11 protein-coding genes are annotated in these 14,434 nt (G+C 37.5%); 1 reads left to right on the forward strand and 10 read right to left on the reverse strand.

Annotated elements, in window-relative coordinates; all coding sequences use genetic code 11:
- Positions 1-256: 256 nt before the first annotated feature.
- From ctaF to cyoE, 5 genes are all read right to left on the reverse strand, one after another.
- Positions 257-565 carry a cytochrome c oxidase subunit IVB gene (gene ctaF / locus IEX29_RS22365; RefSeq protein ID WP_373290715.1) on the reverse strand — a complete coding sequence of 103 codons (309 nt, stop codon included), beginning with the start codon at positions 563-565 and terminating at the stop codon, positions 257-259.
- A 15-nt stretch (positions 566-580) separates the two neighbouring features.
- Complete coding sequence (locus IEX29_RS22370; protein WP_188737411.1) at positions 581-1,204, reverse strand: cytochrome (ubi)quinol oxidase subunit III; 624 nt, start codon at positions 1,202-1,204, stop codon at positions 581-583.
- Position 1,205: 1 nt separating this feature from the next.
- On the reverse strand, positions 1,206-3,053 hold the full coding sequence (ctaD, locus tag IEX29_RS22375; RefSeq protein ID WP_373290716.1) for a cytochrome c oxidase subunit I: 1,848 nt from the start codon (positions 3,051-3,053) through the stop codon (positions 1,206-1,208).
- A 42-nt stretch (positions 3,054-3,095) separates the two neighbouring features.
- Positions 3,096-4,178, reverse strand: a complete 1,083-nt coding sequence (coxB, locus tag IEX29_RS22380; RefSeq protein ID WP_188737416.1) for a cytochrome c oxidase subunit II — start codon at positions 4,176-4,178, stop codon at positions 3,096-3,098.
- 67 nt (positions 4,179-4,245) lie between these two features.
- Positions 4,246-5,190, reverse strand: a complete 945-nt coding sequence (gene cyoE, locus IEX29_RS22385) for a heme o synthase (RefSeq protein ID WP_188737417.1) — start codon at positions 5,188-5,190, stop codon at positions 4,246-4,248.
- Between the two features lie 505 nt (positions 5,191-5,695).
- On the opposite strand from cyoE, the gene IEX29_RS22390 reads away from it, so the two are divergent.
- A complete protein-coding gene (locus IEX29_RS22390; protein WP_188737419.1) occupies positions 5,696-6,613 on the forward strand; it encodes a COX15/CtaA family protein in 918 nt (305 codons plus the stop codon).
- A 265-nt stretch (positions 6,614-6,878) separates the two neighbouring features.
- Here IEX29_RS22390 and pyc read toward each other — a convergent pair whose 3' ends face one another.
- The 5 genes from pyc to gcvH form a co-directional block, all read right to left on the reverse strand.
- Positions 6,879-10,319 (reverse strand): pyruvate carboxylase, encoded by a 3,441-nt coding sequence (gene pyc, locus IEX29_RS22395; protein ID WP_188737421.1) that lies wholly within the window; start codon positions 10,317-10,319, stop codon positions 6,879-6,881.
- Positions 10,316-11,500 carry a putative lipid II flippase FtsW gene (ftsW, locus tag IEX29_RS22400; RefSeq protein WP_308423663.1) on the reverse strand — a complete coding sequence of 395 codons (1,185 nt, stop codon included), beginning with the start codon at positions 11,498-11,500 and terminating at the stop codon, positions 10,316-10,318. The genes pyc and ftsW overlap by 4 nt, the downstream gene beginning before the upstream one ends.
- Positions 11,501-11,800: 300 nt before the next feature.
- Entirely contained in the window at positions 11,801-12,082 is a 282-nt protein-coding gene (locus IEX29_RS22405) for an Fpa/YlaN family protein (RefSeq protein WP_188737423.1), read from the reverse strand.
- A 209-nt stretch (positions 12,083-12,291) separates the two neighbouring features.
- Positions 12,292-13,698, reverse strand: coding sequence for a dihydrolipoyl dehydrogenase (gene lpdA / locus IEX29_RS22410; RefSeq protein WP_188737424.1), 1,407 nt, complete (start codon positions 13,696-13,698; stop codon positions 12,292-12,294).
- A gap of 235 nt (positions 13,699-13,933) precedes the next feature.
- On the reverse strand, positions 13,934-14,320 hold the full coding sequence (gene gcvH, locus IEX29_RS22415; RefSeq protein WP_188737426.1) for a glycine cleavage system protein GcvH: 387 nt from the start codon (positions 14,318-14,320) through the stop codon (positions 13,934-13,936).
- Positions 14,321-14,434: the final 114 nt, after the last annotated feature.

Below are 14,434 nucleotides of genomic sequence, written 5' to 3' on the forward strand. Positions count from 1 at the left end.
AGAGTTGTACGTCGAAAGCAAAACGGTCCGACGCAGCGGGTCCTTACACGTTACCTTCTTTCTAGATAGAGTTTATGCTTTATCAAGAGATAGATGGACGGAACAATCAACACCTATCACTATGACCAGCAAGTTACTTTTTTAGATCTATTTCCTTCAATTAAGAATTAATTCAGTAAAATATTATACTTAAAAACGCTATGATGATTTTAAATCATCATAGCGTTTTTTAATTAAAAAGAATTGATTCTTTTGCTTACCACCAAGTAATAACTGTAAATGTTAATGCTACCATTACAGTAATGAAAACTCCTCCATAGATAATCTGGGAAGGTACTTCATGCCCTTTGTCCTTTAAGTGCATAAAGTAGAAAAACTGAAAACCTACCTGAACAAAAGCAAGGAGTAATATTATTGGGATAACATAAGTAGATGGTACCTCCAGCATAACAAGGGCAAATGCAATTAATGTAAAGATGATCATTAAAGCAAAGCTGACTACCATTCTTTGCATCTCTTGTTTATTCTTTTGTTTTTGGAACGAATTAATTTTTCGTGTACTCATTTCGTCTGTCATAAATTAACTCACCATCCCCATCAGATAAACAACTGTAAAGATGAACACCCACACTACATCGATAAAATGCCAATATAGGGCGAATGTATTAAATTTAGGCGCATTATACAGATCCAATCCCCGCTTTGCATTACGCACCATTAACGTGATAATCCATGATAATCCGAATGCAACGTGTCCTCCATGGAAGCCGACTAAAGCATAGAAGGCGGACCCAAATGCTGAAGAACGGAATGTAAATCCGTAACCATGAATATAATGCGCAAATTCATAAATCTCACAAGCAAGGAAACCAATACCTAATAATGCTGTAATTCCCATCCACAGCTGCATCTTTTTAAAGTCATTATTCTTCATGTGATAAATTGCATACACACTCGTTAAAGAGCTTGTTAAAAGCAAAACAGTCATTAAGAATACCAGACCAAGACCATATAATTCCTGAGTTGTCGGCCCGCCGGCATTTGAATTCCTTAAAGCAAGATATGTGCCAAAAAGACAAGCAAATAAGACAGTCTCTCCTCCAAGGAATATCCACAATCCCATAAATTTATGTTTTCCTTCTGTAGTTGCTTTGGAAGGATCTTTTGGCATATTCTTTGGATCAATGGAATGATCATGACTCATATTAATCACCTATCCTTTCTAGTTCTTCTTTAGGGATATGGTGTCCGTGATCATCCTTTAACGAACGGGTCAACATACTGATTAATGCAATGGCCATTCCAGAATACACAGCGATTAACCAGAGTTTATTGCCTGTTTGATAAATAAATCCATAGGAAGCAATAGTCATCCCAATAGTTATAATTAAAGGAAGAATTGATCCATTTGGCATATGAATTTCATCTACTGGCTCTGCCGGGGTCATATTCTTATTTCCTTCCATTTTTTCAATCCATAATGGATCCAATCCACGAACTAATGGCAATTGTTTATAGTTATAATGGACGGGCGGTGATGAAATTGACCATTCAAGTGTACGCCCGCTTCCCCAAGCATCGCGAGGAGCTTTTTTTCCTTTGATGGTTGTTAAGATTATATTAATCAAAAATACAATAACTCCAAATGACATAAAGAAAGCACCAATGGAACTAATTAAATTACCTGTATCCAGACCTTGGTTTTCCAAGAATACCCAGTAACGACGCGGCATACCCATTAAACCTAAGAAATGCTGAATAAAGAATGTTAAATGGAATCCAACAAAGAATGTCCAAAAAGATAGCTGCCCCAGTCCTTCATGCAAATACTTCCCAAACATTTTTGGCCACCAATAATGCAGTCCGGATAATATACCAAAAACTGTTCCACCAACAATAACATAGTGAAAGTGTCCGATAACAAAGTAAGTGTCATGATATTGATAGTCAGCAACCGCTGATGCAAGCATTACACCAGTCATTCCTCCAATAGTAAATGACGGGATGAAGGCTAATGCCCATAGCATTGCTGAATTAATTTTGATGCTTCCTCCCCAAAGGGTGAACAGCCAGTTAAATATTTTAATACCTGTAGGTACAGCAATTGCCATTGTTGCAACTGCAAAGATAGAGTTTGCAACTGGCCCCAATCCGACTGTAAACATATGGTGAGCCCATACCATAAATCCTAAAAATGCAATCAAAAATGTCGCAAATACCATTGCTGTATATCCGAACAAGCGCTTCTTAGCAAATGTTGGGAAAACCTCACTAAATACTCCAAATACCGGTAAAATCAAAATATATACTTCCGGATGTCCAAATATCCAGAATAAATGCTGCCAGATTACAGCATTTCCACCTAATGCAGCATCGAAAAACGCAGAACCAAACATACGATCAAACATCATTAAGAATAATCCAACCGTTAATGCCGGGAAAGCAAATAGTATTAAGATGCTTGCTACAAATGTGGTCCAAGTAAACAGGGGCATTCTCATATAAGTCATACCCGGTGCACGCATAAGCACAATTGTAACAATAAAGTTAATTCCACCCATTAATGTTCCTGCCCCGGATAATTGCAGTCCCATAATATAAAAGTCAATACCGTGACCTGGCGATTGTATTGATAAAGGAGCATAGTTAGTCCAGCCGGCATCAGGTGCACCAGTAAACCAGCTAAGGTTTAATAAAACTCCTCCGAATAAGAATAACCAGAATCCTAAAGAGTTTAGAAATGGAAACGCAACATCACGCGCTCCGATTTGCAGCGGCATAATAAAGTTCATCAATCCTAATAATATTGGCATTGCTGCAAGAAAAATCATGGTTGTGCCATGCATGGTAATCATTTCGTTATAAAGCCCTGCACTAATAAAATTATTCTCTGGTGACATTAATTGAATACGAATAATTACAGCTTCAAGACCACCCATCAGGAAGAAGAATCCTCCTCCTGCCATATATAGAATACCTATCTTTTTATGATCAACTGTAGTCAGCCAATCCCACAAGGTAGCCCCGAAACCCCTTTTTTGAGCACTAGTCATACCCAAATTTTAAACCTCCCTTTTGTAACTGTCTTTCATGTTTTAATCTCCCGCGCTCTCAGGTGTAATTTCTGAAGGCTGCAGCTGCAATAAATATTCTGCAATACTTTCAGCTTCATCCTGACTAAGCTCCGGATACTGACCTGTCATTTTGTTTCCCGGCTTAATAGATTCAGGATCCATAATCCAATCAACCAGGTTTTCTTTGTTATGTTCTAAAATACCTGCAACCCGGGAACGATCTCCAAAGTTGGTCAGGTTCGGTCCAAAAGGTCCATTGTTCTGCGGACCAGCTTCGATACCCGAAGCAGCCGAATCTGTCGCATGGCAATTCATACAGTTATTAGCTTCGAATAGCTCCTGCCCTTCTTGAGCTACAGCGTTTTCAGGCTCTGCATCAGTATCAACATTTTGCATGTCATTAACCCACTCATCATATTCATCTGGTGAAACAGCGATGACTTTAAAGTCCATCAATGAATGTGAAGGACCGCATAACTCAGCACACTTACCCCAGTACACGCCCTCATCATAAGCTTCGATGTACATGGTATTTACGTTCTCTGCATTAACATCCATTTTCCCTGATATTGAAGGGACCCAGAATGAATGGATAACATCAGAGGAGAGCATATGTAAATAAACTCGCTCACCAGTAGGAATATACAGGTCTTGACTTGTTTGGATTTCTTCTCCGGCATACTCAAAATGCCACCAGTATTGATTTCCTTTTACGTTAACATTGATGAGTTCATCTGCCTTAGAGTCATCTGACAAATCAAATGTCGCCAGAACAGTCGGCACAGCAATAACTAATACTAAAATAATTGGAATAACTGTCCATATTACCTCCAGCTTGTGATTGCCTTCCACCTGCTCTGGAATATAGTTTTCCTGTCCTTTTTTCCTTCGAAAACGAACAAGTGTAATCACATAGATCACCATAACCACAATAAACACACCAGTCATAATTAATGTGGTCAGGAGAATTAGATCCATGGATTTTTCTGCCCCATACCCTTTAGGTTCAAGCGCAGTCAGATTTTCGATTCCGCAACCGGCAAGAAATAATGCAAGTAACATGAATACGAAAAATACTTTGGTTTTTCCCATCCAACCTCTCATGTAAGAATACCTCTCTTTCTTCTTGTTCTTTCCTTTTTATATTTAAATTTTAAGGAATAACAAATCATTAATTAAATATCGGCAGTGTGACAATAATCATTAACGGAAATAAAATGGTTAAATAATTCAAAGAAAATATAAATACTAAATTAGCCCATTTCATATCTTTTTCCGTAAATAACCCCATAAAACCTATCACGAGCCAGGCAATATTTAATATTGTTGCCACAATAGTAAATGTCAATCCCAATGCAGGCATTAAGAAAAACGGCAATGGTAAAAGACAGGCAATATATACAGCAATCTGTCTTTTAGTTATTCCCATACCTCTAATAACCGGCAACATTGGTACACCAGCTGCCTTATATTCTTCTTTCTTTTTCACTGCTAATGCAAGAAAATGCGGTGTTTGCCATATAAACATAATAAGAAACATAACAAAAGGAACCACATGAAAAGAAGGATCAACTGCTGCCCATCCAATCAAGGGAGGCATTGCACCGGATAAGCTTCCAATAGCTGTATTTAAAGTATATCTTCTCTTTGACCACATGGTATATAAGACAACGTAGCCAACCCAGCCGATAAAAGCAAATAATGCTGCATACCAGGTAGTAAACATTAATACTGCAAAGCCAAGAAAACTTATAATAATTCCTGTTGTAAGTACTGCCCGCAGCGAAAAGAATCCAGTTACAGTAGGTCTTTTCTTCGTTCGAGACATCTTAGGGTCAATATCTACATCATACCAATTGTTAATAATACATCCGCCGGCAATCACGAATGCACTTCCGATTATCATCAGAAGAAAGGTTCCCCAATAATCACTAAAGGAGGAGTTTGTTAGAGCGATGGCCACTAAAAAACCTGTTATTGCTGTAATTAAGTTTGAATTTACAATTCCGATTTTTATAAGCGCCTTCACTTCTGACAGAAAAACAGTTACTTTTTGTTTGTTTGAAATAGTCGTGTTACCAATTAATTCCGAATAAGTCATATCTACTTTATCCATAATTTCCCCCCTTCGCACCAGTAGGAAGACATAATAATAAACAGAATACACGTACTTCTTTCTATGTACTCCGTTTCCTATCTAATTATAGCATGGATTTCTTTGACAATCTAATGAACTTTTTTATAATATATTACAACAATTTGAACATCCAGCTAAATAAGAAGACCGGAAAATAGATAAAGGCAATAAATTATGTATATTTTCTATCTTTTATAAAACGTTCACTGCTTTTCTGCGTACTCATCCATACTATATTTCTAGCAAACATAAGTGAATTATGCAAGCTTTTTTTATTTGCTGATGAAAACTTTCAGAAAACATGATAGTATTAACAAGGGTCCATTCATTATACTTTTTTGCAGGCTGGATGGAGACTGACTTCATAGCATGGATAAATTCAGAGGTTGTTAGATTTTGTTCAAAATTGGAAAGCGTTTCCCTCAGTATTTTTGGTAGACTGGAGATATTGGATATTTTTACATAGAAGTGAGGTTACATAGATATGTTGAAAAAACTAAAAATACTATCTGTGATAACGACCATAGGAATGCTGCCTCTTCTTCTCGGAGGAGCACTTGTTACAAAAACAGGTTCAGCAGATGGATGCGGAGACAGCTGGCCGCTTTGTGAAGGAGAATTCCTCCCTGCAAACCTGCATTTTGAAATGATAATCGAGTTAAGTCACCGAATGGTCAGCGGCGCAGTTGGTATATTAGTACTTTTACTTGCAATACTATCCTGGAAAGCATATAGAAATCATAAAGAAGTTATTTTCTTGAGTTTTTCCGCTTTATTTTTTATTATTTTACAAGCACTTGTTGGTGCAGCAGCAGTTGTATGGGGGCAATCTGATTTCGTATTAGCTACACACTTTGGGATATCTTTAATTTGTTTCTCTTCCGTTTTTTTACTTATGTTATTATTCTTTGAAATTGATAAAAAGTTACAAACTGAAGATATCCATATTCAGAAGCCTCATAGAATTGAAATCTATGCAATTTCTATTTACACCATGTGTGTAGTATACAGCGGTGCACTGGTACGTCATACAGAATCAAATCTGGTTTGTGCGGACTGGCCATTTTGCTTCAACTCTGTCCCCTTTTCTATTGGAAGCTATACATTTAATCAGTGGGTACAAATGGGACACCGTATTGCAGCTGGAATTTTATTTTTGTGGACTATCTTTTTAGCTGTTCGCATGATAAAGAAATATGGTAATAATAATGTTATGCGCTGGGGCTGGATTATTACCCCCGTACTGATTGCGCTTCAGGTTACATTTGGTGCACTTGTGGTCTTTACACAGCTTAATCTGTTTATTGCATTAATGCATGCCCTGTTTATCACTTGTTATTTTGGAATGCTAAGTTACTTTATACATCTGTCATTCCGAAGCAGCAGAAAAGATAGAGAATAGAATTTAACAAATGCCTTCATTGTAAAAGGAAAGGAAACACTGTTTTGCAGCGTTTCCTTTCCTTTTGTTATAGTGACACAATTATCCACCTAATTAGAACCCGGGGTATTCAATTGCTTTATCAGGAATATACCTTTTTAAACCGCTCGCATGCAACTATTTATTGTACAAAATTCAACCCAAAATTGCTGTGTTCTGTCCTTCATATAATTCTCCTATAACATAACAATTCCCCTGGCAATCTTGCCAGGGGAATTTATTTTGCTTACTCAAATTCGATTAATAAATCATTTACTGCAATAGAGTCTCCCTTCTGTACATGTATTTCTTTAACTACACCATCAAGCGGCGCCTGTACAGAAGTTTCCATTTTCATTGCCTCATTTGTCATTAGATGCTGCCCTTTTTTAACCGAGTCTCCTTTTGCACAATGTACTTCAAGAACGGTTCCAGGCATAGTTGCCCCTAGATGATTTGGATTTGATTTATCTGCTTTCGGGTTCGCCGCAATAGCAGACTCTATATTATTATCACGAACTGTGATCTCCCTGGATTGTCCATTTAATTCAAAATAAACAACACGGGTACCGTCTTCTTTCGGTTCAGAAATAGTAACTAATTTAACAATCAATGTTTTACCTTTTTCAATTTCTACTTCAATCACTTCACCAAGTTTCATTCCATAGAAGAAAGTTGGCGTATCTAATACAGACATATCACCATATGTGTTCAAGAAATCTTGGTAGTCTTTGAATACTTTCGGATAAAGTGCATTAGAAATTAAATCATGGCTGTTAACCGGGCGATTCAATTCATTATACAGTGTATCACGCATCTCTTTAAAATCTACATCCTCTAACAGCTCACCAGGTCTGACCGTAATAGGCTTTCTATCTTTCAGAATCAGTTTTTGCAGTTTTTCCGGGAAGCCCTGATATGGCTGTCCAATGTAACCTTGAGCAAATTCGATTACAGAATCAGGGAAATCAATGGAGTCGCCTTTTTCATAAATTGTCTCCTCATCTAAATCGTTTTGCACCATAAACAGCGCCATATCACCCACAACTTTAGAAGATGGAGTAACTTTTACAATATCTCCAAACATATCATTCACTTTACGGAACATAGCTTTCACTTCATTCCAACGATCACCGAGTCCAACAGCTTTTGCCTGCTGCTGCAGATTACTGTATTGCCCACCCGGCATTTCATGGTGATAGATTTCTGTATGTGGTGACTTCATACCACTTTCAAAATCTTTATAGTACTCCCGGACACCTTCCCAGTACTGTCCAATTTCCTCATATCTCCCGATATTCAGTTCCGGCTGATATTCAGTTCCATCTAATGCATAATATAGTGACTGTGCACTTGGCTGTGAGGTCATTCCAGACATGGAGCCAACAGAAACATCTACTGCATCCACACCTGCTTCAATTGCTCTTGAATAAGCATAAACACCGTTTCCGCTTGTATCATGTGTATGCAAATGAATTGGAATATCCACCGTTTCTTTTAATGTGCTGATCAGCTGGTATGCAGCTTCCGGCTTAAGTAATCCTGCCATATCTTTAATCCCCAGAATATGGGCACCTGCAGTTTCTAATTCTTTTGCCATATTTTTATAATAATCAATATCATATTTCGTTCTGCCGGTATCTAAAATATCACCAGTATAGCAAATAGCAGCCTCCGCAATTTTATCTGTTTTACGCACATTATCAATTGCTACCTGCATGCCTTCTACCCAGTTTAAGCTGTCAAAAATCCGGAATACATCTATACCAGCTTCAGCGCTCTTTTTCACGAATAATTCAATAACGTTATCCGGATAGTTCTTATATCCAACAGCATTGCTGGCACGTAGCAGCATTTGGAATAATACATTCGGCATGCGTTTTCTCAGCTGCAGCAATCTTTCCCAAGGATCTTCTTTTAAAAAACGGTATGCTACATCATACGTTGCCCCGCCCCACATCTCTACAGAAAACAGGTTTGGAAGTAATTTTGCTGTCGGCTCCGCAATGTGTAATAAATCATTTGTACGGACCCGTGTAGCTAATAATGATTGATGCGCATCACGGAATGTCGTATCTGTTAATAATACCCGCTTCTGCTCCTTCAGCCATTTCGCAAGCCCCTCCGGACCACGCTCATCTAAAATTTGCTTCGTTCCGGGCTGTGTTTCTATATTTTCAATATTTGGAATAAATAATTTATCAAAATCCGGTTTTTCTTGTTTTTCGGCACCATCTACCCCATTTAAAGTCGTATTTGCAATATACGTCAGCATTTTGGTTCCGCGGTCACGCCGTACCGGGAAAATAAATAGTTCTGGTGTTTTATCAACAAAAGTCGTATCATATTCTCCTGATAAAAATTGCTCGTGAAGCATAACGTTTTCAAGGAATGGAATATTTGTCTTAATTCCTCTGATACGGAATTCTTTTAAGTTACGCACCATTTTAATGGTTGCCTGCTCAAAATCAAGAGCCCAGGTAGACACTTTAACCAATAATGAATCATAGTGAGGTGAAATAATTGCTCCCTGATATGCGTTTCCTGCATCCAGACGGACACCAAATCCGCCGCCGCTTCGATAGGCATTGATTTTACCTGTATCAGGCATGAAATCATTCAATGGGTCTTCTGAAGTTACGCGGGATTGAATTGCGAAACCTTGCGTTGTAATTTTACTTTGTTCCGGTATGCCGATTTCCTTATCATGCAATCCAAAACCATCCGCAATTTTTATCTGCGTTTGAACAATATCAACACCAGTAATCATCTCAGTGATTGTATGCTCTACTTGAACACGCGGATTCACTTCGATGAAGTAAAAATCGTTGTCAGTTACAAGAAACTCGACTGTACCTGCATTAATGTAATCAACATTTTCCATCAAATCGACAGCTGCCTGGCAAATTGCTTCTCTTAGATCATCATTTAGAGACAGGCTTGGAGCAACCTCAATTAATTTTTGATGACGGCGCTGCACGGAACAGTCTCTCTCATATAAGTGAACAATATTCCCGTGACTGTCACCAATAATCTGTACTTCAATGTGTTTGGGATTCTCTATTAATTTTTCAACATAAATTTCATCATTACCAAAGGCAGCTTTTGCTTCCGATTTTGCGCGGTCATATGCGTTCTCCACTTCATTTGCATCTTGTACAACACGCATTCCTCTTCCGCCGCCGCCAAGCGAAGCTTTAATAATAATCGGGTACCCGAACTCATCTCCAAAAGCTTTTACATCTTCTAAAGATTCAACCGGACCATCAGTACCCGGGATAATCGGCAGGTTGGCAGCCAGTGCCTGTTCTCTGGCTTTTACCTTATCACCGAACATATTCAAATGGTTGCTGTTTGGCCCAATAAAAATAATGCCCTCTTCTTCGCAACGTTTTGCAAAATCAATGTTTTCAGAAAGGAATCCATAACCCGGGTGAATAGCATCAACATTTACTTCTTTCGCTAAAGCTATGATTCCTTCAATATCTAAGTAAGCGTCGATTGGCTTTTTTCCTTCACCGATTAAATATGCTTCATCCGCTTTAAACCGGTGAAAGGAAGAAGAATCTTCGCTGGAGTAAACAGCTACTGTACGGACATTTAACTCCGTACAGGCGCGAAATACACGTATAGCTATTTCTCCTCTGTTTGCAACTAGTACTTTATTAATCTGCTTTAATTCTGTCATGCTTTACCACCTCTGTATGAATTAATAGATTTTCTTTGAAATAAGCCGGGTTTGGGTGCCAGCTCTTCCTTTTCAATTTCTTTCTTATTAACCTGCATAGCGATATTATTAAGAATCCCCATGGCTATCATCATGAACAATAATGAAGATCCTCCATAACTGATAAATGGTAAGGGAACACCAGTAATTGGCAGAACTCCGCTAATAGCGCCTAAATTAATAAAGGTTTGAATTCCTACCATCGATGCAATTCCAAGTGCAAGTAAGGAGCCAAAACTGTCCTGGCACTGTCTTGAAATATAAAGTCCTCTAAAAACAATAGCTGCTAATAGACCTAAAACAATAGCAACACCTACAAAACCAAGTTCTTCTGCAATAATGGCCATAATAAAATCTGTATGACCTTCCACCAGAAAGCCCAGTTTTTGAATACTTTGACCTAAACCCTCTCCAGTTAAACCGCCGTTACCAATTGCTACGTATGATTGAATTAATTGATAACCGTTTAAATCTGGTGAATTGAACGGCTGGTAGGCCCCTGTAAAACGCGATAGCCTTTCCTCCGTCACCATATTTGGAATTGCAAACGCCAGTAGAATAAGTCCAGTGAACACCAAAAGAAATAGATGCCTCCATTTAATACCGGAAGCAAAAATCACAGAACAAGCCATTAAAAAAATAATGGAGGCAGTTCCGATATCAGGCTGCCCTACAATCAATCCAAGAACAACAGCAGTGATAATAAGTGGTGGCAATACACCTTTACTAAATTGGTCTAAGTATGCCTGCTTTTTAGAATAAATAGCAGACAAATAAATAATTAAACCAAGCTTGGCAACCTCTGCAGGCTGCAGACTGAATGGACCAAAACGAAACCATGATCTTGCATTATTGACTGTATCTCCAAAGAAAAGAACGGCTACCAGTAAAACAATACAAGATATAATGATTATCTTCATCAGTCGTTGATAAAGCTGGTAGGGCAAAAAAGATATGACGGCAAAACCGATAAGTGCAATGATAAAGAATATCGATTGCCTTATAAGGTAATAATTGCTGTTAAAACCATCCACAACAGCTACTACCATACTTGCGCTATATACCATTACTACTCCAAAACCAGCTAATAGAATTGGGGCGATCATCAATGTGAAATCGAAGTGTTTCCAATTTTTTAACATTATATTTTTTCTCCTAGCCATTATGTAAGATTAAGAGATTTTTAACAGTATATCATAATATCTATAGAGCTGTTATTATTTATCTCTCTTTTGTCAGTATACATTTTTTAACATATGATAAACAATAGCGAGCTCTAAAAGATTTAAAAAGAGTTTCAAAACTATAGTTTATCAGCTTTAAATCTCTTTTTAGCTTACTATACGTTCTGTATTGCCCCTGTGATACTATAAAAAAACCTTGCCGCTCTTTCAATTGGCAAAGTTTTATTTTAGTACTGTCACAGTTACAGGCAGCTATAATCACAATGTACTTTGTGAAGCCTCGTGTAGTATATTAAGCTTTTTCTCCAGATTTCCTAATAGATTTCGTCCCTCTACTTCTGTAATTAATTCTAGGCGAACGGCAAAATCAATTTCTCTAGATAAGCCAAACATCTGTGTATCCAGTACGTCCTCATATACAGGACATTGTGGCATTGTTAAATTTTCTATCTGAACCTCGATTAAACGAAGTATCTTCTCAGCATCAGCTTTTAAAAGAGCGTGGGCTTTTTCACGGTGATTAATCGTTACATCAGGCATCAATATAATCCCCTCCGCATTTTATCATTCTTGATATAATATTATCGCTACAAGCGCAAAAATGCAAATCTAACTTAAGATTATTATTTATAATTGCTTTGTTTAGCCTCTATATAGTCTCAGTACTTACGCATCAATTTAATTTTAAATTTACGATGCCAGTAATATATGTCAGACGATTTCACCCAAAGCACGTCTTTTTTGCAAAACTACATTGTATGGACTGGTGTACCTAAACCAAATTCCGCAGCTTCCATCGTCATCTCACCCAAAGTTGGATGAGCATGGATAGTCAATGCAATATCTTCTACAGTCATTCCGGCTTCAATAGCCATTCCAATTTCAGTTATCATATCACTTGCACGGGCACCAGCAATTTGTCCTCCAATGATGATACCATCTTCTTTTCTGGAAACCAATTTCACATAGCCTTCTGGCGTATTTAATGATAATGCACGTCCATTTGCAGCAAATGAGAATTTCGATGCTTTTACCTCATAGCCTGCATCTTTTGCATCCCTCTCTGTTAAACCTATAGTAGCCAATTCAGGCTCTGTAAATGCAATTGCAGGGATTACTTTATAATCAATTGCTGATTTTTTCCCGCTAATTGCTTCTGCAGCAATCTTAGCTTCATAAGATGCTTTATGAGCTAAAGCAGGGCCAGGTACGATATCACCCACAGCAAAAATATTGCTTACAGAAGTTCTTCCTTGATTATTGATTTTAATCAAGCCACTGTCTTCTTTTTCAACGCCAATTTGTTCCAAGCCAAGTTCTTCAGTGTTAGGGTGACGGCCTACAGTAACAAGTGCATAATCAGCTTCAACTACTTCTTCTTTTCCTTTCGTTTCATAAGTCACTTTTACACCGTCTTTTGTTTCTTCAACATATCTTGGCATTGCTTGAGTAATTATTTTAGCACCTTTTATCTTCAAATTCTTTTTAACCATCTGTGTCATTTGTTTTTCAAATCCATCAAGTATATCTTTCGCAGCTTCTATGAATGTTACTTCTGTACCAAAATTTGCATAAGCTGTACCTAACTCGGTACCAACATAACCACACCCAATAACAATCAATTTTTCTGGAACTTCGGTTAGGCTCATGACTCCTTCAGAATCCAATACTCTTTCGGAGAATTTGAAAGAAGGAATTTCAATTGATGATGAACCCGTAGCAATAATACAATTGTTAAATTGATAGGTTTGAGTGTTTTTTTCGTCAGTAACTTTTACTGTATGCTCATCAACAAAGTAAGCTTTTCCATTAACAATATCAACTTTATTTCCTTTTAATAGAGCTTGTACACCAGAAGTAAGTTTATTTACAACAGAGCCTTTCCATTCTTGTACTTTAGAAAAATCAAGATCTACTTCTTTTGTTGTGATACCTAAATCCTCAGAGCCTTTTGCATTCTGATATTTGTATCCTGCTTCAACAAGCGCTTTAGAAGGAACACATCCTACATTTAAGCAAACACCACCTAAAGGTCCTTTTTCAACAATAGTAACCTTTTGCCCCAATTGCGCTGCACGAATTGCTGCTACATACCCGCCTGGACCAGCACCAACAATAAGTGTATCTACTTTTACTGGAGAATTTTCTGCTGCCATAACTTACGCCTCCTTCATACCATGAGGACACCTCTTCTACAGTTTGTTTGTCTGGTAGCCAGATTCTACTAGAAAGGTGTCTTTTGTATGTTTTGGTTGAATATTATTGGTTAACCAACACTCGTGTTAAAATTTATTAACTGCATTCACTGATATATGAATGCTGCATCTTTACATTAGTTTTCTTTAGAACAATGATCAGAAATATCCCTAATTGTTTTATTAGTCAATACACCTAATCATCTTTTGAAAACATTTCTTCATATTGTTCAGCAGTCATCAGTTCATCAAGTTCTGACATATTTGCAGGTTCAACAACAATCATCCATGCTTTCTCATAAGGGGATTCATTTACGAACTCAGGACTGTCATCTAGTTCTTCATTAACCTCAACTACTTTACCATTTATAGGAGAATATAATTCGGAAACTGTTTTAATAGATTCAATACTTCCAAACTTTTCACCCGTCTGGACATCATCACCGGTCTCTGGTAATTCGCAAAACACAATATCCCCTAATTCAGATTGGGCAAAATCAGTAACCCCTATTCTTACAAAATCCCCTTCCACTTTCACCCATTCATGTTCACTTGAATAATACAATTCTTCAGGTAGATTCACTGAAAATTCCTCCTTCTTTTGCCAATAGTTCATATATTCAACTACAGAAAAAAATCTCTAAAAAAGCATTCATAAGAGTAGAAACTAAAAAGAGATTGCTACACACATACCTTT

The organism is Oceanobacillus neutriphilus (assembly GCF_014645515.1).
Classification (GTDB): Bacteria; Bacillota; Bacilli; order Bacillales; family Amphibacillaceae; genus Oceanobacillus; species Oceanobacillus neutriphilus.

Bases quoted from the DNA above. Each gene is read 5' to 3' on its own strand.
- lpdA (WP_188737424.1), bottom strand. From the start codon at position 13,698: ATGGCAGCAGAAAATTCTCCAGTAAAAGTAGATACACTTATTGTTGGT.
- IEX29_RS22390 (WP_188737419.1), top strand. From the start codon at position 5,696: ATGTTGAAAAAACTAAAAATACTATCTGTGATAACGACCATAGGAATG.
- cyoE (WP_188737417.1), bottom strand. From the start codon at position 5,190: ATGGATAAAGTAGATATGACTTATTCGGAATTAATTGGTAACACGACT.
- IEX29_RS22405 (WP_188737423.1), bottom strand. From the start codon at position 12,082: ATGCCTGATGTAACGATTAATCACCGTGAAAAAGCCCACGCTCTTTTA.
- IEX29_RS22370 (WP_188737411.1), bottom strand. From the start codon at position 1,204: ATGAGTCATGATCATTCCATTGATCCAAAGAATATGCCAAAAGATCCT.
- coxB (WP_188737416.1), bottom strand. From the start codon at position 4,178: ATGAGAGGTTGGATGGGAAAAACCAAAGTATTTTTCGTATTCATGTTA.
- ftsW (WP_308423663.1), bottom strand. From the start codon at position 11,500: ATGTTAAAAAATTGGAAACACTTCGATTTCACATTGATGATCGCCCCA.
- ctaF (WP_373290715.1), bottom strand. From the start codon at position 565: ATGAGTACACGAAAAATTAATTCGTTCCAAAAACAAAAGAATAAACAA.
- pyc (WP_188737421.1), bottom strand. From the start codon at position 10,319: ATGACAGAATTAAAGCAGATTAATAAAGTACTAGTTGCAAACAGAGGA.
- ctaD (WP_373290716.1), bottom strand. From the start codon at position 3,053: ATGACTAGTGCTCAAAAAAGGGGTTTCGGGGCTACCTTGTGGGATTGG.